At 70.5% G+C, this 17,239-nt stretch carries 16 protein-coding genes and 1 tRNA gene; 11 read left to right on the top strand and 6 right to left on the bottom strand.

What is annotated here, in order from left to right; translation table 11 throughout:
- Positions 1–77: 77 nt before the first annotated feature.
- Entirely contained in the window at positions 78–2,810 is a 2,733-nt protein-coding gene (gene aceE, locus ACQB60_RS03670) for a pyruvate dehydrogenase (acetyl-transferring), homodimeric type (RefSeq protein WP_496924321.1), read from the bottom strand.
- 472 nt (positions 2,811–3,282) lie between these two features.
- Here aceE and ACQB60_RS03665 point away from each other — a divergent pair, with 472 nt between their 5' ends.
- The 6 genes from ACQB60_RS03665 to ACQB60_RS03640 all read left to right on the top strand — a co-directional run bounded on the left by ACQB60_RS03665 (position 3,283) and on the right by ACQB60_RS03640 (position 7,920).
- Positions 3,283–3,714 (top strand): DUF3052 domain-containing protein, encoded by a 432-nt coding sequence (locus ACQB60_RS03665; RefSeq protein WP_496924320.1) that lies wholly within the window; start codon positions 3,283–3,285, stop codon positions 3,712–3,714.
- A gap of 114 nt (positions 3,715–3,828) precedes the next feature.
- On the top strand, positions 3,829–4,287 hold the full coding sequence (locus ACQB60_RS03660) for a peroxiredoxin (RefSeq protein WP_384830925.1): 459 nt from the start codon (positions 3,829–3,831) through the stop codon (positions 4,285–4,287).
- A gap of 140 nt (positions 4,288–4,427) precedes the next feature.
- Positions 4,428–5,003: a TerD family protein gene (locus ACQB60_RS03655; protein WP_384831479.1), complete on the top strand. Its 576-nt coding sequence runs from the start codon at positions 4,428–4,430 to the stop codon at positions 5,001–5,003.
- 98 nt (positions 5,004–5,101) lie between these two features.
- A complete protein-coding gene (locus ACQB60_RS03650) occupies positions 5,102–5,677 on the top strand; it encodes a TerD family protein (protein ID WP_384830922.1) in 576 nt (191 codons plus the stop codon).
- Positions 5,678–5,842: 165 nt separating this feature from the next.
- A complete protein-coding gene (locus ACQB60_RS03645) occupies positions 5,843–6,991 on the top strand; it encodes a DUF475 domain-containing protein (protein ID WP_496924319.1) in 1,149 nt (382 codons plus the stop codon).
- Positions 6,992–7,176: 185 nt separating this feature from the next.
- A complete protein-coding gene (locus ACQB60_RS03640) occupies positions 7,177–7,920 on the top strand; it encodes a TerD family protein (RefSeq protein WP_384830917.1) in 744 nt (247 codons plus the stop codon).
- Positions 7,921–7,970: 50 nt separating this feature from the next.
- Here the strand turns inward: ACQB60_RS03640 and ACQB60_RS03635 are convergent, their stop codons facing one another.
- Complete coding sequence (locus ACQB60_RS03635; RefSeq protein WP_496924318.1) at positions 7,971–8,831, bottom strand: TerD family protein; 861 nt, start codon at positions 8,829–8,831, stop codon at positions 7,971–7,973.
- A gap of 233 nt (positions 8,832–9,064) precedes the next feature.
- Here ACQB60_RS03635 and ACQB60_RS03630 point away from each other — a divergent pair, with 233 nt between their 5' ends.
- From ACQB60_RS03630 to ACQB60_RS03615, 4 genes are read left to right on the top strand one after another with little or no spacing between them, the layout of a single operon-like run.
- A complete protein-coding gene (locus ACQB60_RS03630; RefSeq protein WP_496924317.1) occupies positions 9,065–10,234 on the top strand; it encodes an HpcH/HpaI aldolase/citrate lyase family protein in 1,170 nt (389 codons plus the stop codon).
- A 2-nt stretch (positions 10,235–10,236) separates the two neighbouring features.
- Positions 10,237–12,756: a phosphoribosyltransferase gene (locus tag ACQB60_RS03625; RefSeq protein ID WP_496924316.1), complete on the top strand. Its 2,520-nt coding sequence runs from the start codon at positions 10,237–10,239 to the stop codon at positions 12,754–12,756.
- An 8-nt stretch (positions 12,757–12,764) separates the two neighbouring features.
- Positions 12,765–13,592: an HAD family hydrolase gene (locus ACQB60_RS03620; protein ID WP_496924315.1), complete on the top strand. Its 828-nt coding sequence runs from the start codon at positions 12,765–12,767 to the stop codon at positions 13,590–13,592.
- 44 nt (positions 13,593–13,636) lie between these two features.
- A complete protein-coding gene (locus ACQB60_RS03615) occupies positions 13,637–13,849 on the top strand; it encodes an FmdB family zinc ribbon protein (RefSeq protein ID WP_384830907.1) in 213 nt (70 codons plus the stop codon).
- A gap of 2 nt (positions 13,850–13,851) precedes the next feature.
- Here the strand turns inward: ACQB60_RS03615 and ACQB60_RS03610 are convergent, their stop codons facing one another.
- Positions 13,852–14,352, bottom strand: coding sequence for a DUF4383 domain-containing protein (locus ACQB60_RS03610; RefSeq protein ID WP_496924314.1), 501 nt, complete (start codon positions 14,350–14,352; stop codon positions 13,852–13,854).
- A gap of 124 nt (positions 14,353–14,476) precedes the next feature.
- Positions 14,477–15,940, bottom strand: coding sequence for a hypothetical protein (locus tag ACQB60_RS03605; RefSeq protein WP_496924313.1), 1,464 nt, complete (start codon positions 15,938–15,940; stop codon positions 14,477–14,479).
- Positions 15,941–16,106: 166 nt separating this feature from the next.
- Here ACQB60_RS03605 and ACQB60_RS03600 point away from each other — a divergent pair.
- Positions 16,107–16,181, top strand: a tRNA-Val gene (locus tag ACQB60_RS03600).
- 75 nt (positions 16,182–16,256) lie between these two features.
- On the opposite strand, the gene ACQB60_RS03595 is transcribed toward ACQB60_RS03600, so the two are convergent.
- The gene (locus ACQB60_RS03595) at positions 16,257–16,631 is read right to left on the bottom strand and encodes a peptidase inhibitor family I36 protein (RefSeq protein WP_496924312.1); all 375 of its coding nucleotides are present in this window, start codon (positions 16,629–16,631) and stop codon (positions 16,257–16,259) included.
- On the bottom strand, positions 16,628–17,233 hold the full coding sequence (locus ACQB60_RS03590) for a hypothetical protein (RefSeq protein ID WP_496924311.1): 606 nt from the start codon (positions 17,231–17,233) through the stop codon (positions 16,628–16,630). The genes ACQB60_RS03595 and ACQB60_RS03590 overlap by 4 nt, the downstream gene beginning before the upstream one ends.
- Between the last annotated feature and the right edge of the window lie 6 nt (positions 17,234–17,239).

The following is a 17,239-nucleotide window of genomic DNA, read 5'->3' as shown; positions in this document are numbered from 1 at the left end:
GCCGGAGGGCGGCGGGTCCTGGCCCGCCGCCCTCCGAAAGAGCTCTCGCCGTGCAAAAGGCGAGGTCCGCGCGTCGTCTACGCGTCGCCCCCGGCCGCACCCGGGTCCGCCGCCGTGACATCGAGCAGTTGATAGCGGTCGATCGCCTGCTTCAGGACGGAGCGGTCGATCTTGCCCTCACGGGCGAGCTCGGTCAGCACGCCGACCACGATCGACTGGGCGTCGATGTGGAAGAAGCGCCGGGCCGCGCCCCGCGTGTCCGCGAAGCCGAAGCCGTCCGCGCCGAGCGACTGGTACGTGCCGGGCACCCAGCGCGCGATCTGGTCGGGCACGGAGCGCATCCAGTCCGAGACCGCCACGAAGGGGCCCTCGGAACCGGACAGCTTCTGCGTCACGTACGGAGTGCGCTGTTCCTCCTCGGGGTGCAGCAGGTTGTGCCGCTCCACCTCGACGGCCTCGCGGCGCAGCTCGTTCCAGGAGGTCGCCGACCAGACGTCCGCCTTCACATTCCACTCGGAAGCGAGGATCTGCTGTGCCTCGACCGCCCACGGCACCGCGACACCGGAAGCGAGGATCTGCGCCGGGATGGCGCCCTGCTCGCCCGCCTTGAAGCGGTGGATGCCCTTGAGGATGCCGTCGACGTCCACGTCGGCGGGCTCGGCCGGGTGCTGGATCGGCTCGTTGTAGACGGTGAGGTAGTAGAAGATGTCCTCGCTGTCCGGGCCGTACATCCGGCGCAGCCCGTCCTTGACGATGTGCGCGATCTCGAAGCCGAACGCCGGGTCGTAGGCGACACAGCCCGGGTTGGTCGAGGCGAGCAACTGCGAGTGGCCGTCCGCGTGTTGGAGGCCCTCACCGGTCAGCGTCGTGCGGCCCGCGGTGGCGCCGAGGACGAAGCCGCGCGCCAGCTGGTCGGCCATCTGCCAGAACTGGTCGCCGGTGCGCTGGAAGCCGAACATCGAGTAGAAGACGTACACCGGGATCAGCGGCTCGCCGTGGGTCGCGTAGGCCGAGCCCGCGGCGATCAGGGAGGCCGTGCAGCCCGCCTCCGAGATGCCGTCGTGCAGCATCTGACCGGTCGGGGACTCCTTGTACGCGAGGAGCAGGTCGCGGTCCACGGCCTCGTACTGCTGGCCGAGCGGGTTGTAGATCTTCGCGCTCGGGAAGAAGGAGTCCATGCCGAAGGTGCGGTACTCGTCGGGGGCGATCAGCACGAAGCGCTTGCCGATCTCCTTGTCCCGCATGAGGTCCTTCAGGAGCCGGACGAAGGCCATGGTCGTGGCGATCGACTGCTGGCCCGAGCCCTTCTTCACGCTCGCGTAGGTCTTGTCCTCGGGGAGCTGCAGCGGCTTCGAGCGCACCACACGGGTCGGGACGTAGCCGCCCAGGCCCTTGCGGCGGTCGTGCATGTACTGGATCTCTTCCGAGTTCCGGCCCGGGTGGTAGTACGGCGGCGCGCCGTCCTCGAGCTGCTTGTCCGTGACCGGGATGTGCAGCCGGTCGCGGAAGCGCTTCAGGTCGTCGACCGTCAGCTTCTTCATCTGGTGGGTCGCGTTGCGGCCCTCGAAGTTGGGGCCGAGGGTCCAGCCCTTGACGGTCTGCGCCAGGATCACGGTCGGCTGGCCCTTGTGGGCCTTGGCCGCCGAGAACGCGGCGAAGATCTTCTTGTGGTCGTGACCGCCACGGCCCAGGTGCAGGAGCTGGTCGTCGGTCATGTTCTCGACCATCGAGCGCAGCCGGTGGTCGTCGCCGAAGAAGTGGTCGCGGATGTACGAACCGGTCTCCGTGGCGTACGTCTGGAACTGTCCGTCGGGGGTGGTGTTGAGCTTGTTGACCAGGACGCCGTCGCGGTCCTGCGCGAGCAGCGGGTCCCAACTGCGGTCCCAGACCAGCTTGATGACGTTCCAGCCGGCGCCGCGGAACTGGGACTCCAGCTCCTGGATGATCTTGCCGTTGCCGCGCACCGGGCCGTCGAGGCGCTGCAGGTTGCAGTTGACGACGAAGGTGAGGTTGTCCAGGCCCTCGCGCGCCGCGATGGAGAGCTGGCCGAGCGACTCGGGCTCGTCCATCTCGCCGTCGCCGAGGAAGGCCCAGACGTGCGACTTGGAGGTGTCCGCGATGGAGCGCGCCTCCATGTAGCGGTTCATGCGGGCCTGGAAGATCGCGCCGAGCGGGCCGAGGCCCATGGAGACCGTGGGGAACTCCCAGAAGTCCGGCATCAGGCGCGGGTGCGGATAGGAGGAAAGGCCGTACGGCGCCTTGGACTTCTCCTGCCGGAAGGCGTCGAGCTGCTGCTCGGAGAGCCGGTCGAGGAGGAAGGCGCGGGCATAGATACCGGGGGACGCGTGCCCCTGGAAGAAGATCTGGTCGCCGCCGTCGCCCTCGTCCTTGCCGCGGAAGAAGTGGTTGAAGCCCACGTCGTAGAGCGAGGCGGAGGAGGCGAACGTGGCGATGTGGCCGCCGACCCCGATGCCGGGGCGCTGGGCGCGGGAGACCATCACGGCCGCGTTCCAGCGGGTGGCGTTCAGGACCTTGCGCTCGATCTCCTCGTTGCCGGGGAAGAACGGCTCGTCCTTGGTGGCGATGGTGTTGACGTAGTCCGTACTGCGCATCTCAGGAACGGCGACGCGCTTCTCGCGGGCCCGCTCGATGAGTCGGAGCATCAGATAGCGGGCCCGCTCGCGGCCGCGTTCGTCGACCGCGGCGTCGAGGGAGTCGAGCCATTCCTGGGTCTCTTCGGGATCGAAGTCCGGGACCTGGCTCGGCAGGCCGCCAATGATGATCGGGTTGCGATCGGGTCCGGAAGCCACGCTGTTCCTTCGCTGTTGGGGGCTTTCGCCTGGGTCATGCCTGGCCGTGCACCGCTCCCCATCGTCTACCGCCCGGGCGGAAACGTCATCTCTACCGAAAGGTAACTGAGGCGGAAACGGCAACTCCGCTGACAGCTGACGGAGAGGGCAGCCCGGAGGCCCTGGGGTAGGCTCGGCCAAATCGCAACGATACGCCCATCCTGCCTAGTGCCTCGGTCAGGCCGTTCGGCCCTCATCACCGGGGCTTACGGCCTCGAGGTCCGGCACTTTCGGCAGATCGCTGTGGTGCGTTTCACCGGCCGCCGTACGGGCGTGACGGGAGTTGCGGCGACACGGCCGGGAACGTCACCGTTTCGGCGGTCTTGACGGCCGGGTACTTGCGCGATCCGCCCCGCCCGTGTGGACTACGGCCAATGCCCCGCGCACGCGCGTGGCTGAAGGCATTCCCGAAAACATGATCAGGAGGCAATCCGTGAGCGCGACCGCGGACCACGCGGAGACGAACCTTGCCGTAAGGCTGGGTTTCCAGCCCGACATGGTGGTCCAGGAGATCGGCTACGACGAAGACGTCGACCAGGAGCTCCGCGAGGCCATCGAGCAGGCTACCGGCACAGAGCTCGTCGACGAGGAATACGACGACGTGGCTGACGCCGTGGTGCTCTGGTTCCGTGAGGACGACGGGGACCTGACTGATGCGCTGGTGGACGCCATCGCGTACATGGAGGAGGGCGGCTCGATCCTGCTCCTCACGCCGAAGACCGGCCGCGAAGGCTACGTCGAGCCGAGCGAGATCGGCGAGGCATCCACCACCGCGGGCCTGTCCCAGACCAAGAGCATCAACGCCGGCAAGGACTGGAACGGCAGCCGCCTGATCACGCCGAAGGGCGCGGCCAAGAAGCGGTGACACGGGTGCCGACCGCCTGAGTTTCCCGGGCCCCCTTGGACGTACGTACGTCCAAGGGGGCCTTTGCGTAGGGTGGGCGTCACCCGAACAGACCCGTGGAAGGGATGCGTACTCATGGCCATCGAGGTCGGCGCCAAGGCCCCGGAATTCGAGCTCAAGGACAACCACGGCCAGACCGTGCGGCTCTCGGACTTCCGCGGCGAGAAGAACGTGGTGCTGCTCTTCTACCCGTTCGCGTTCACCGGCGTCTGCACCGGTGAGCTCTGCGCCCTCCGTGACGAGCTGCCGAAGTTCGTGAACGACGACACGCAGCTGCTCGCCGTCTCCAACGACTCCATCCACACCCTGCGCGTCTTCGCCGAGCAGGAGGGTCTGGAGTACCCGCTGGTCTCCGACTTCTGGCCGCACGGCGAGGTCTCGCGCGCGTACGGCGTCTTCGACGAGGACAAGGGCTGCGCGGTGCGCGGCACCTTCATCATCGACAAGGAGGGCGTGGTGCGCTGGACCGTGGTCAACGGTCTGCCGGACGCCCGTGACCTGAACGAGTACGTCAAGGCGCTCGGCACCCTGTGATTCCTCAGGGGTGACACCCTGTGATTCTTCGGGTGCGGAGCCTGTGGCGGCCGGGAACCCGTCACTAGGATCCACACGTTGATCCGATGGCAAAGCACGACTGGGGCTCCCCGCCCCTGGACACCGATTTGGGAGGACTCGTGGGAGTCAGCCTCAGCAAGGGCGGCAACGTATCGCTGAGCAAGGAGGCCCCTGGCCTGACCGCTGTCACGGTCGGCCTGGGCTGGGACGTCCGTACCACCACCGGTACGGACTTCGACCTTGACGCCAGCGCCATCCTGACCAACGCGGAGGGCAAGGTCGCCAACGACCAGAACTTCGTGTTCTTCAACAACCTCAAGAGCCCCGACGGCTCCGTCGAGCACACCGGTGACAACACCACCGGTGAGGGCGAGGGCGACGACGAGGCGATCAAGGTGAACCTCGCCGCGGTCCCCGCCGACGTGGAGAAGATCGTCTTCCCGGTCTCGATCTACGACGCCGAGAGCCGTCAGCAGTCGTTCGGCCAGGTCCGCAACGCGTTCATCCGCGTCGTGAACCAGGCGGGCGGTGCCGAGATCGCGCGTTACGACCTCTCGGAGGACGCCTCCACGGAGACCGCCATGGTCTTCGGTGAGCTGTACCGGCACGGCGCGGAGTGGAAGTTCCGGGCCGTCGGCCAGGGCTACGCCAGCGGCCTGCGCGGCATCGCGCAGGACTTCGGCGTCAACGTCTGAGCCGAGCAGCCTCTCACCACGTCGTCCGGCGCCGCACTTCTCCGTGCGGCGCCGGACGCGCTCACACAACTCTCGTCACCACGGGGAGGATCACGATCATGGGCGTCACGCTCGCCAAGGGGGGCAATGTCTCCCTCTCCAAGGCCGCACCGAATCTCACGCAGGTCCTGGTCGGGCTCGGATGGGACGCGCGCTCCACCACCGGAGCCCCCTTCGACCTCGACGCCAGCGCCCTGTTGTGCAACGGGGGCCGCGTCCTCGGGGACGAGTGGTTCGTGTTCTACAACAACCTCAAGAGCCCGGACAGCTCCGTCGAGCACACCGGTGACAACCTCACGGGTGAGGGCGACGGGGACGACGAGTCGCTGCTGATCGACCTCTCCAAGGTCCCGGTCAACTGCGACAAGATCGTCTTCCCGGTCTCGATCCATGACGCCGACAACCGCGGACAGACCTTCGGCCAGGTCAGCAACGCCTTCATCCGCGTGGTCAACCAGGCCGACGGCCAGGAGCTCGCCCGCTACGACCTCAGCGAGGACGCCTCCACGGAGACGGCGATGATCTTCGGCGAGGTCTACCGCTACGGGGGCGAGTGGAAGTTCCGTGCGGTGGGTCAGGGGTACGCGTCCGGTCTGCGCGGCATCGCTCTCGACTTCGGGGTCAACGTCTCGTAAAGGGTGCCGGACGCAGCGTGGCCGGGCATCGCTCCGGAACGGGGGTCGCCCACTCCGGCCGGGGCACGGGCGCTCTACACTGCGAGGTCAATGTTGCGTAAAGCCGGGGACCGGCGCGGGGGAGACCGCTACACGGGAGCCCGTACACACACGATTGGGTAGCCAGTGCTTCTGAAAACGTTCGGCTGGTCGTTCGCGGTCACCGCGCTCGGCCTTGTCGCGGCGGTGTTCTACGGGGGGTGGACCGGCTTCGGGATCGTGGCGATCCTGTCCATCCTCGAGATCTCGGTGTCCTTCGACAACGCCGTGGTCAACGCCGGGATCCTGAAGAAGATGAATGCCTTCTGGCAGAAGATCTTCCTCACCGTCGGTGTGCTGATCGCCGTCTTCGGCATGCGGCTCGTGTTCCCGGTCGTGATCGTCGCCATCAGCGCGAAGCTCGGCCCGATCGAGGCGGTCAAGCTCGCGTTCGACGACAAGGACAAGTACCAGCAGCTGGTGACCGACGCGCACCCGTCGATCGCCGCCTTCGGTGGCATGTTCCTGCTGATGATCTTCCTCGACTTCATCTTCGAGGACCGGGACATCAAGTGGCTGGGCTGGCTGGAGCGTCCGCTCGCCAAGCTCGGCAAGGTCGACATGCTCTCCGTCTGCATCGCGCTCATCGTGCTGCTCGTCTCCGCGATGACCTTCGCCACCAACGCCCACCAGCACGGCGGCGTCCATGTGGACAAGGCGCAGACCGTCCTGATCGCCGGCATCGCGGGCTTGATCACTTATTTGATCGTGGGCGGCCTCTCCGGCTACTTCGAGAACAAGCTGGAGGAGGACGAGGAGCGCGAGCACGAGGCCGAGGAAGAGGCCAAGAAGAGCGGCAAGAAGGTCCCGGCGGTCGTGATGGCCGGCAAGGCCGCGTTCTTCATGTTCCTCTACCTGGAGGTCCTGGACGCGTCGTTCTCCTTCGACGGCGTCATCGGCGCCTTCGCGATCACCAACGACATCGTCCTGATGGCGCTCGGCCTCGGCATCGGCGCCATGTACGTCCGGTCGCTCACCGTCTACCTGGTCCGCCAGGGCACCCTCGACGACTACGTCTACCTGGAGCACGGCGCGCACTACGCGATCGGTGCCCTCGCCGCGATCCTGCTCGTCACCATCCAGTACGAGATCCACGAGGTCATCACCGGCTCGGTCGGCGTCCTCCTGATCGCCTGGTCGTTCATCTCCTCGGTCCGGCGCAACAGGGCGCTGGCGGCGGCAGAGGGAAAAGCGACGGGCTCGGACGAGAAGTCTGAGGTCTCGTCCGGAGTCTGAGGTCTGAGGTCTGAGGTCTGCGGCCTCAGGTCTGAGGTCTGAGGTCTGACAAGGGTCCGAAATCCGGAGTGTGACCAGGGCCTGAATGAGGAACGCTTCTGCGGGGCGGCCATCGGGGATGACTCCTCGGGGCCGCCCCGCGGGGCATTCACAGCGGGGCATTCGTACGTGATTTGGGGGCGGGTATGTCCTTCCTGGACGGTCTGTGGCCGAGGCGGTCGCCGGAGTACATCTCCGGGAGCGCGGCGACCAACTCCATCGAACTCACCAAGCGGCGGCCGCGGGTCTCGCTCAACAAGCAGGGCGCGGCCAGCGGCAATCTGCGGGTCAACCTGTCCTGGCAGATGCGCACGTCGGACATCGTCACCAAGCGGGGCAAGGGCGGCCTGCTGCGCCACCCCTTCCGGGCCTTCCAGCCCGAGCAGGTGCAGGCGCACACGCAGAGCATGGTCAACGTCGACCTCGACCTCGGCTGTCTGTACGAGCTGACGGACGGCGCCAAGGGCGTGGTGCAGCCGCTGGGCAACTTCTTCGGCAGCCTCAACTCGCCGCCGTACGTGAAGGGCAGCGGCGACGACCGCTTCGGGTCCGGCTCGGGCGAGACGCTCTTCGTCAACCTCGACCACCGGGACTCGATCAAGCGGCTCCTGGTCTTCGTCTACATCTACGACCAGACGCCCGCCTTCGACCGCACGCACGCGAAGGTGACGCTCTACCCGAGCAACGGCCCGCGCATCGAGATCAACCTCGACGAGCGCGCGCCCCAGGCCCGGTCCTGCGCCGTGGTCTCCATCGAGAACCACAAGGGCGAGCTGATCGTCACCCGCGAGGTGAAGTTCGTCTACGGCTTCCAGTCCGAGCTCGACCGGCTCTACGGCTGGGGCATGAAGTGGGGCCGTGGCTACAAGACGAAGGCGGGCGGCGGCTGAGCCTCAGCGGGCCTCGGCCGGGTCAGCCGGGCTCGGCCGGTCGGCCGGGCTCAGCGGGCGAGGAACTGCGGGCCCTGCGGCGGCATCCGGAAGTTCGGGTCCGGCACGGGCGCGACCGGCTGCGGATAGCCGTACGAAGGCTGTGCCACCGCGGGCTGCGGGTAGCCGTAGCCGGGCTGGGGCGCGGGCTGGTGGGGCGGCAGCGGCGGCTGCTGCGGGTAGCCGTAGCCGGTCTGGGGTGCCTGGGCGGGCGGCGGCAGCGGCTGCGAGGCCTCGGGTGCGGGCTCGGGAGCGGCCGTGCCCGCCGTGCCCGCCGCGGCGGTCGCCGGGGCCGCGGTCAGGTGCCCGGTCGCCGGGGGAGCGGCCTCCGACTCGTCCACGGAGATCCCGAAGTCGGTGGCCAGGCCCACCAGACCGTTCGAGTAGCCCTCGCCCAGGGCGCGGAACTTCCAGCCGTCGCCGCGGCGGTAGAGCTCACCGCAGATCAGCGCGGTCTCGGCGCCCGTCTGCGGGGTGATGTCGAAGTACGCCAGCGGATCGTCAGAGCCGCTCGTGGCGTCGTACAGCAGGATGCGCAGCGCCCGTACGCGCTCGAAGGGGACGTCGTCCGCCGAAGCGACCAGGAGGACCCTGCCGACCGCGGCGTCCAGGCCCGCGAGGTCGGTCTGGATGGTGTCGGTGAGGCCCTCGGCGACGCGCTTCTTGCCGAGGCGCCAGACCTTGCCCGAGGGGTGGCGCGGCTGGTTGTAGAAGACGAAGTCCTCGTCGGAGCGCACGCGGCCGTCGGTGCCGAGCAGCAGTGCCGACGCGTCGACGTCGGGCACGCCCTGACCCGGGGCCCAGCGGAGCACCGCCCGTACCGCCGTGGCGTCCAGCGGGACGTTCGACCCCTTCAACATCGCGTGCGTCATGCGGTCATCCTGCCTTCCCGGCTCGGGCCCGGACAACGCGGGGGGCCCGTGGCCCGCTGCCTCGCGCGGATCCGGCCGAGGGGCGGCTCCACGGTTGTGACCAGCGCGTACGACATGGGTGGGTTACCTGAATTTCATGCCCGGAGGGAACCCCGGACATGGGTCTCTACGTACTATTACCGGCCACATCTCGTCAGGGCGTACCGTCGATACGGGAGAAACCAGGAAATCTCATGCGTCATTTCGGGCACATCGCCCCAGAGGTGCGTCAGCGCCTCTTCCACAGGGAGCCGTGTGCCTTCACCGCGGACTCCCCGCCCCGCATGCTCGCGGCCGCCCTCGGCGCCACCCTCTACAGCCCCGCGACCCGCCCCCGCCTCGCCGACGACATCGTCAAACAGGCCGGGCGTGGCGTGATCTCGATGGTCCTGTGCCTGGAGGACTCGATCGGCGACGCGGATGTGACCGACGCCGAGGAGAACCTCGTCCGCCAGTTCACGGACCTTGCCGCCCGCGGCATCGAGGTCCAGCTGCCCCTCCTGTTCATCCGCGTCCGCACGCCCGAGCAGATACCCGACCTGGCCGCCCGCCTCGGCCCCGCCATCCGCCTGCTGTCCGGATTCGTGCTGCCGAAGTTCACCGAGGAGCGGGGCGTGCCCTTCCTCGAGGCGCTCACGGCCGCCGAGGCGGCGAGCGGGCGGCGGCTCTTCGCCATGCCGGTCCTGGAGTCGCCCGAGCTGCTGCACCTGGAGAGCCGCGTCGAGACGCTCGCCGGGATCTCCCGCACCGTCGACAAGTACCGCGACCGGGTCCTCGCGCTGCGCCTCGGCGTCACCGACTTCTGCTCGGCGCACGGGCTGCGCAGGCCGCCGCACATGACGGCGTACGACGTGCAGATCGTCGCCTCCGTGATCGCGGACGTGGTGAACGTCCTGGGCCGGGCCGACGGCACCGGCTTCACCGTGACCGGACCCGTGTGGGAGTACTTCCGGGTCCAGGAGCGGATGTTCAAGCCGCAGCTGCGCCGCAGCCCCTTCCTGGAGGGCCGCGCCGACGAACTGCGCCAGGCCCTCATCGAGCACGACATGGACGGCCTGCTCCGTGAGATCGAGCTCGACCGGGCCAACGGACTGCTCGGCAAGACCTGCATCCACCCCTCGCACGTGCTGCCCGTGCACGCCCTGTCCGTCGTCAGCCACGAGGAGTTCTCCGACGCCGAGGACATCCTGCGCCCCGAGCGCGACGGCGGCGGAGTGATGCGCTCCGCGTACACGAACAAGATGAACGAGGTGAAGCCGCACCGCGCCTGGGCCGAGCGCACCCTGCAGCGCGCCGAGGTCTTCGGCGTCGCCAAGGAGGACATCGGCTTCGTGGAGCTGCTCACCGCGGGCCTGCCCGCCTGACCATGAACGCGAACGTGAACGTGAACGACGTGAGGAAGACAGAGAACGTGGAGTGGTCGGGTACATGGGTCGCCGAGCGGCTCGGGGTCGCGCTCGAAGGGGGCGAAGGGACCGACGGTGACGGCAGGCTGAAGGAGTTGCTCGGGCTCGCCCTGCGCCGCAACCCCAAGCGCGCCCATCTGCTGGTGTCGAACGTCCTCGGCAAGCACGTGCCGCAGCGGCCGTCCGTGGTGTGGCGCTCGGGATACGAACTCGGTCTGCGGGTGCGGGAGTTGCTCGGCGCCGACGCGGCCGCGCGCGCCGTCGTGCTCGGCTACGCGGAGACCGCGACCGGCCTCGGCCACTCCGTCGCGGACGGCATCGGCAGCGCCCCCTACCTCCACTCGACCCGCCGCCCCGTCCCCGGCGTGGCCCGGGCGGGCGGCTTCGAGGAGGCCCACTCGCACGCCACCAGCCATCTGATCCTGCCCGAGGACCCCGAACTCCTCGCGGGCGACGGCGCGTTGGTCCTCGTCGACGACGAGTTCTCCACCGGGAACACCGTCCTCAACACCATCCGCGCCCTGCACGCCCGCTACCCCCGCGACCGGTACGTCATCGTCGCGCTCGTCGACATGCGCTCGCCCGCGGACCGGGGCCGGCTCGCGGAGTTCGCCGCGGAGATCGGCGCCCGGGTCGACCTGGTGGCGGCCGCGAGCGGCACGGTGCGGCTGCCCGAGGGCGTCCTGGAGAAGGGGCAGGCGCTGGTCGCGGAGCACGAGGCGGCCACCTCGGCGGTGCCCGCGCCCCGCGCGGAAGGCGCCCCCGTCGTCCCTGTCGCGCCCGTCACCCGCGTCGCACTCGGCTGGCCCGCGGGTGTCCCCGACGGCGGGCGGCACGGCTTCACTCCGGAGCACCGGAAGGCGCTGGACGCCGCGCTGCCCGGCATGGCCGAGCGCATCGCCGACGCGCTCCCGGCAGCTGCCCGCCGCGTACTCGTCCTCGGCTTCGAGGAGTTGATGTACGCGCCGCTCGCGCTCGGCGTCGCCCTTGAGCGCGGCGTGGACGCGGAGGTGCGCTACTCCACCACCACCCGTTCGCCCGTTCTCGCCGTGGACGACCCCGGCTACGCGATACGCAGCCGCCTGGTCTTCCCCGCCCACGACGACCCCGCGGACGCCTCCGCCGACGGCCCCGGCGAGCGGTACGCCTACAACGTCGCGGGTGCCGGCTTCGACGCGGTCGTCGCCGTCGTCGACTCGGTCGCCGACACCCCCGAACTCCACGCCCCCGACGGCCTGTTGGCGCAGCTCTGCGCGCACACCGGGCACGTGCTGCTCGCCGTCGTCCCCTCGTACGTCCCCGAAAGGCCCGCCGTGCCCGATCTGCCCGAGCCCCTCCGCGGCCCCGCCTTCTCCTCGTACGAGCCCGAAGACGTCGGCTGGCTGCTGCAGGACCTCTCGGACGTCACCCTCGAAGCCCCCACCGAGGAGCGCGAGGAGGCCATCCAGAGCGGCGGCGCCCACTACGCGGAGTCGCTGCCCGTCGAGTACCAGCCGAGCGCGCAGTACCAGGAGCTGTTCCGGGCCGCGCTCGACGCCTCCGCCGCCCGCGTCGCGCAGGCCGCCGGGGTCGTCACCGAGACGGTGCTCGCCGAGCGGTCACCGCGCCCGGTGCTCGTCTCGCTCGCCCGCGCGGGCACCCCCGTCGGCGTCCTCATGCGCCGCTGGGCCGCGCACCGCCGGGGCCTGGACCTGCCGCACTACGCGGTGTCGATCGTGCGCGGCCGCGGCATCGACGCCAACGCGCTGCGCTGGCTGGCCGCCCACCACGACCCGGCCGACGTCGTGTTCGTCGACGGCTGGACCGGCAAGGGTGCCATCACCCGCGAACTCGCCGAAGCGATACGGGAGTTCGAGGAGGGCGGCGGCGCCAGGGGCTTCAGCCCCGACATCGCCGTGCTCGCCGACCCCGGCTCCTGCGTGCGCACCTACGGCACCCGCGAGGACTACCTGATCCCCTCCGCGTGCCTCAACTCCACGGTCTCCGGCCTCATTTCCCGTACGGTGCTCCGCGCCGACCTGGTGGGCCCGCACGACTTCCACGGCGCGAAGTTCTACCGCGAGCTCGCCGACGCCGATGTCTCCCGGGACTTCCTCGCCGCGGTCCAGGACCGCTTCGACGAGGTGGCCGACGCGGTGGACGCCCAGGTCAAGGAGGTGCTCTCGGTGGACCGCGCGCCCACCTGGGAGGGCTGGGCCGCCGTCGAGCGGATCAGCGAGGAGTACGGCATCCACGACGTGAACCTCGTCAAGCCCGGCGTCGGCGAGACCACCCGCGTGCTGCTGCGCCGCGTGCCCTGGAAGATCCTGGCCCGCGCCGGTGCCGGGGCCGACCTCGACCACATCCGGCTCCTCGCCGAGCAGCGCGGCGTCCCCGTCGAAGAGGTCGCCGAACTCCCGTACAGCTGCGTCGGGTTGATCCACCCGAAGTACACGCGCGGCGCCACGGGCGCGGACGGCAAGGCGGTGGCGGCGAAGTGACCACTCCCGTGACCGAAGCGACCACCCCCGTGACCGTCGTCGCCAGCGACCTCGACCGCACCCTCATCTACTCCGCCGCCGCCCTCGGCCTGACCGTGCCCGACGCCGAGGCGCCCCGGCTGCTCTGCGTCGAGGTGTACGAGGGCAAGCCGCTGTCGTACGTGACGGAGACCGCCGCCGGGCTGTTGGACGAGCTCGGCCGCGCCGCCGTCTTCGTGCCCACCACCACGCGCACCCGCGAGCAGTACCGGCGCATCCGACTGCCGGGCCCGGTACCGAAGTTCGCGATCTGCGCCAACGGCGGCCACCTGCTGGTCGACGGCGTCTCCGACCCCGACTGGCGGGCCGCCGTCGGGGTCCGCCTCGCCGCCGAGTGCGCCCCGCTCGCCGAGGTCCGCGACCACCTGGTGCGCACGGCCGACCCGGCGTGGCTGCTCAAGGAGCGCGTCGCCGAGGACCTGTTCGCATACCTCGTCGTCGAGCGGGCGCTGCTGCCGGACGCCTGGGTGAAGGAGCTCGCGGCGTGGGCGGAGGGGCGCGGCTGGACCGTCTCGCTCCAGGGCCGCAAGATCTACGCGGTGCCGAAGCCGCTCACCAAGAGCGCGGCGGCGCGCGAGGTGGCCCGCCGCGTCGGCGCCGGACAGGTCCTGGCCGCCGGTGACTCGCTGCTCGACGCCGATCTCCTGCTCGCCGCCGACCGCTCCTGGCGCCCCGGCCACGGGGAGCTGGCCGACACCGCTTTCGCGGCGCCCGGTCTCACGGCGCTGGCGGAGCGGGGCGTGGCGGCGGGTGAGGAGATCCTCCGCCGCTTCCTGGGCGCCGCGGGAAGCGTGTGACCCGGGCCGCCCCACGTCCGCCGGGGACCTCGTAACCTGTGCCCATGCCCCGATACGAGTACCGCTGCCGCAGCTGCGGCGACACCTTCGAACTCAGCCGTCCCATGGCCGAGTCCAGCGCCCCTGCCGCCTGCCCCGCCGGGCACGACGACACGGTCAAGCTCCTGTCGACGGTGGCCGTCGGCGGCGCGGCCGCGGCGCCCGCCCCGAAGTCGGGCGGGGGCGGCGGCTGTTGCGGCGGGGGCTGCTGCGGCTGACCTCAGCCGTCGCGGTGGCGCGCCTTCCAGTACGGATTGTCGTGCGGAAGGGCGCTGCCGACCCGCCCGTACATGCCGAAGAACATCAGCAGGACACCCACCACAAAGCTGAACAGCACGTTCTGGATGCGGAACGCGAGGAAGTTGTAGCCGGAGTCCAGCAGGGCGAGGTTGACGAAGCCGCTGAGGATGAACACGACGCCGAGCACCATGTTCAGGGTCGACGCGAAGTTCCCGCCGATCACCATGCCCGCGAAGAGCAGCAGCCCGACGCCGATGGACAGGACGCTCAGCGCGCCGTTGGTGTTCAGGCCCGCGACGGTGTCGCCCCGGGTGTCGAAGAAGCCGATCTTGTCGATCAGGCCGAGCACCCCGAACGCGAGCAGGACGAGACCCATGAGGCCCGCGCCGACGCGGTAGACCCGGCTGAGACGGTGGTCGACGGGCAGGTGCTCGTCGAGGGTGATGTGGTGTCGCCGTGGATGCAGCACGTGCGTGGCCATGTCCGCCTCCTTCGTGCGCGCGGACGACTGACGTACTTCGTGGAGGACGTACGTACGTCCAGCATCCGCCCGCAGGGGGCGGACCACCAACCGCAGCGGGCGCTGCCGGGCCCGACCGCGCTGGTCAGGCGCCCTGGCCCCGCTCTTCCCTGATCTGCGAGACGACCCGCGCCACCGTCCCGCGCACCGCCTCCGTCTCGGTCAGGAAGTGCCAGTAGTCGGGGTGGCGCCCTTCGAGCGAGGCGATCGCCCGGTCCAGACGGGCCACCGAGTCGTCGAGGGGGCGGGCGTGCCGGGGCTCGGGGGTGTGGCGGCCCGCCATGGCCAGCCGCTGGGCGTCCCGGATCGCGAAGCGGGTGCGCTCGATCTCCTGCTGCGGGTCCTTCGCGACCGCGTTCAGCCGGCGCAGCCGGTCGCCGGCCGCGGACACCGCCTCGTCCGTCGAGTTGAGCAGGGCGCGGACCGTGGAGAGCAGCGCGGTGGCGTCCGGCCAGCGCTGGTCGTCGCGCGCCTGCTGGGCCTCCTTGAGCTTGGTCTCGGCCTGCCGCACGTTCTCACCGGCCTGGTCGGGGACCCGCTGGAGGTCCTGCCAGCAGGCGGCGGCGAACCGGCGCCGCAGCTCGCTGAGGACCGGGTCGACCTGGCCGCTGCGGGTGGTGAGCGCCTGCGCGCGCGTCCGCAGCGAGACCAGCCGCTTGTCGATCTCCTTGGCCCGCTCGGGCAGCCGCTCGGCCTCGGCGCGCACGGCCTCCGCGTCGCGCAGGACACGGTCCGCGCGCTGCAGCGTCTCCGGCACGCCATGGCGGCCCGCGCCCTGGTTGAGCTTGGTCAGCTCGGGGCCGAGGGCGGCGAGCCGGGCGGCGAGGTCGTCGGCCCTGAGGCCCGCGGCGCGCACCGCGTCCAGGGCGTTGCTGGCGGCGAGCAGGGTCTGGCGGGCGCGCTCCACCGCCGGGGCGAGCCGGGCCAGCTGTGTCTCGGCCTTGTCGAGGAGCGGGCCGAGCCCCTGCGAGAACCGCTCCAGGTCCTGCTTGGCCCGCGTCAGCTCGTCCTTCGCCTGGGTCAGCTCGGTGCGGGCGCGGGCGGCGACGGAGCTGTCCAGGTCGTCCCGGTCCAGGTCGTGGGCGTCGACCGCCGTGATGTAGCGCTGGCTTACCTCGTCGATGCGGTGGCCGAGCGCCTCGAAGTCGGCGACGGCGCGCTGGGCGGCGGGGGTGGAGTCGACGGCGACGATGGTCTCGATGGAGATCCGCAGATCGCGCTGGGCCGTGTCCAGCTCATAGAACGCGGCCGCCGCGGCGTCCTTCGCGGCCTGCGCCTCGGCCCGCACGCTCTCGCCCCGGCCGCCGAACCAGCGCCGGGTGCCGCCGGAGGCGAAGGCGGCGGGGAGTGCGGCGGCGAGCAGCGGGAGGGGCAGCAGCATCAGCGTCAGCGTGTCCGCGACGGCTCCGCGCAGGCGCGGGCGGGAGCGGCGGGCGACGGGAGACGCGGGTACGGAGGACCCATGGCGGCGTCGGTCCGCGCGCGGCCCGCTCGGCGTGTGCGGCCGCGTAGGTGTCGTCGCCGTCACTTCCCTCTCCCGTGCTGTCATTCGCCCTGCCCGGTGTCCCATTCTCCCACCCGGTAAAGACGAACACACCGGGCGGATAGTTCGCACCGCGCACGGTGACTTTGCCCGCCGGCGGGACGGGCGTCCCGCAGCTCGTGACGGGTTTGCGAGCCGGGCCCACCGGCAAGGTAGGCTGTCGATTCAACCCGGGCGCGTAGCTCAGCGGTAGAGCGCTGCCCTTACAAGGCAGATGTCGGCGGTTCGAAACCGTCCGCGCCCACCAGCGACCGAGACCCCCAGCCAACTGCGGCTGGGGGTCTTTGTCATGCGGGGCCCGCGAGGTCGTGCGGGCCGTGCGTCAGCACTCCATCTTCCAGGTGTGGGAGTCGCCGCTGTCGTTGCCCCAGCTGTCGGAGGCGATCTCCTGGCCGGGGCCGAGGCAGACCGTGCCGAGGCCGATCAGGCCCGGGTTCTCGTAGACCTGGACGTGGTCCTTGATGCCGGGGCCGGTGATGCCGTGGTTGGCCCAGGAGGAGTCCTGGTCCTGGATCGGGTCCTCCCAGTCGTGGTCGTCGCCCGACCAGTTGGTGCGCTGGCCGCCGAAGTTGGCGTCCGTCCAGGCGCAGAACTCGCCGCTCGGGCACGAGGCCGCCTGGGCGGTGCCGGTGGTGGTCATGAAGGCGCCGCCGAGCGTGAGCAGGGTGGCCGAGAGCAGGGCGAGGGGCTTGTTCATCGAGAGACGTTCTCCTTCTGGTGCTGGTGGGTGTTCTGGCGCTGGCGGGTGAGTTGTGCCTTGGCCCGGGTCAGGGCGCGGGCGCGCAGCCGCTGCCACTCCGCGATGTCGGCGCGGTGGCGGTCGCGGACCGAGGCGAGGCTGTCGTGGCCGTGGGCCGCCTCGGGCTTGAGGTTGTTGACGATGGTGGAGGCGTGGAACCAGCGGCGCTGGTCGCCGTAGAGGGAGCGCTGGGCCGCGGCCAGACAGCCGTCGGTGTGGGCGCGCACCGAGTAGCCGGTGGGCAGGGTCAGGGAGAGTTCGGTGCGGCCGGAGCCGAACAGGGCGCCGGACATGCGCTGTTCCTCGGCCTCGCTCCTGGCGTGCCGTCCCGGCCTGGGCGGGGTGAGGCCCTGGCGGAGCAGGCAGCGGTCCGTGAGCTGCTGTTGCGCGGCCCTGATGATGTCGGCCGAGGAGAGGACGTGCGGGCGGGCAGGGGCGGGTGCGCAGCCGGTGAGGGTGCTCAGGAGGACGGCGGCGCACAGGGCGAGGGCTCCGGCGGTGCGGTGACGGGAGAGCAATGCCCTTGACGGCACCGGCAGTTGGGGAGGTGTGCTGCTCATGATCGG

The sequence above is a fragment of the Streptomyces odontotermitis genome, from assembly GCF_050510915.1.
GTDB lineage: Bacteria > Actinomycetota > Actinomycetes > Streptomycetales > Streptomycetaceae > Streptomyces.
Note: the sequence above shows the minus strand (reverse complement) of the source record. Positions and strands in the feature narration are given on the sequence as shown.

Bases quoted from the DNA above. Each gene is read 5' to 3' on its own strand.
- ACQB60_RS03660 (WP_384830925.1), top strand. From the start codon at position 3,829: ATGGCCATCGAGGTCGGCGCCAAGGCCCCGGAATTCGAGCTCAAGGAC.
- ACQB60_RS03650 (WP_384830922.1), top strand. From the start codon at position 5,102: ATGGGCGTCACGCTCGCCAAGGGGGGCAATGTCTCCCTCTCCAAGGCC.
- ACQB60_RS03640 (WP_384830917.1), top strand. From the start codon at position 7,177: ATGTCCTTCCTGGACGGTCTGTGGCCGAGGCGGTCGCCGGAGTACATC.
- ACQB60_RS03635 (WP_496924318.1), bottom strand. From the start codon at position 8,831: ATGACGCACGCGATGTTGAAGGGGTCGAACGTCCCGCTGGACGCCACG.
- ACQB60_RS03630 (WP_496924317.1), top strand. From the start codon at position 9,065: ATGCGTCATTTCGGGCACATCGCCCCAGAGGTGCGTCAGCGCCTCTTC.
- ACQB60_RS03625 (WP_496924316.1), top strand. From the start codon at position 10,237: ATGAACGCGAACGTGAACGTGAACGACGTGAGGAAGACAGAGAACGTG.
- ACQB60_RS03615 (WP_384830907.1), top strand. From the start codon at position 13,637: ATGCCCCGATACGAGTACCGCTGCCGCAGCTGCGGCGACACCTTCGAA.
- ACQB60_RS03610 (WP_496924314.1), bottom strand. From the start codon at position 14,352: ATGGCCACGCACGTGCTGCATCCACGGCGACACCACATCACCCTCGAC.
- ACQB60_RS03605 (WP_496924313.1), bottom strand. From the start codon at position 15,940: ATGACAGCACGGGAGAGGGAAGTGACGGCGACGACACCTACGCGGCCG.
- ACQB60_RS03595 (WP_496924312.1), bottom strand. From the start codon at position 16,631: ATGAACAAGCCCCTCGCCCTGCTCTCGGCCACCCTGCTCACGCTCGGC.
- ACQB60_RS03590 (WP_496924311.1), bottom strand. From the start codon at position 17,233: ATGAGCAGCACACCTCCCCAACTGCCGGTGCCGTCAAGGGCATTGCTC.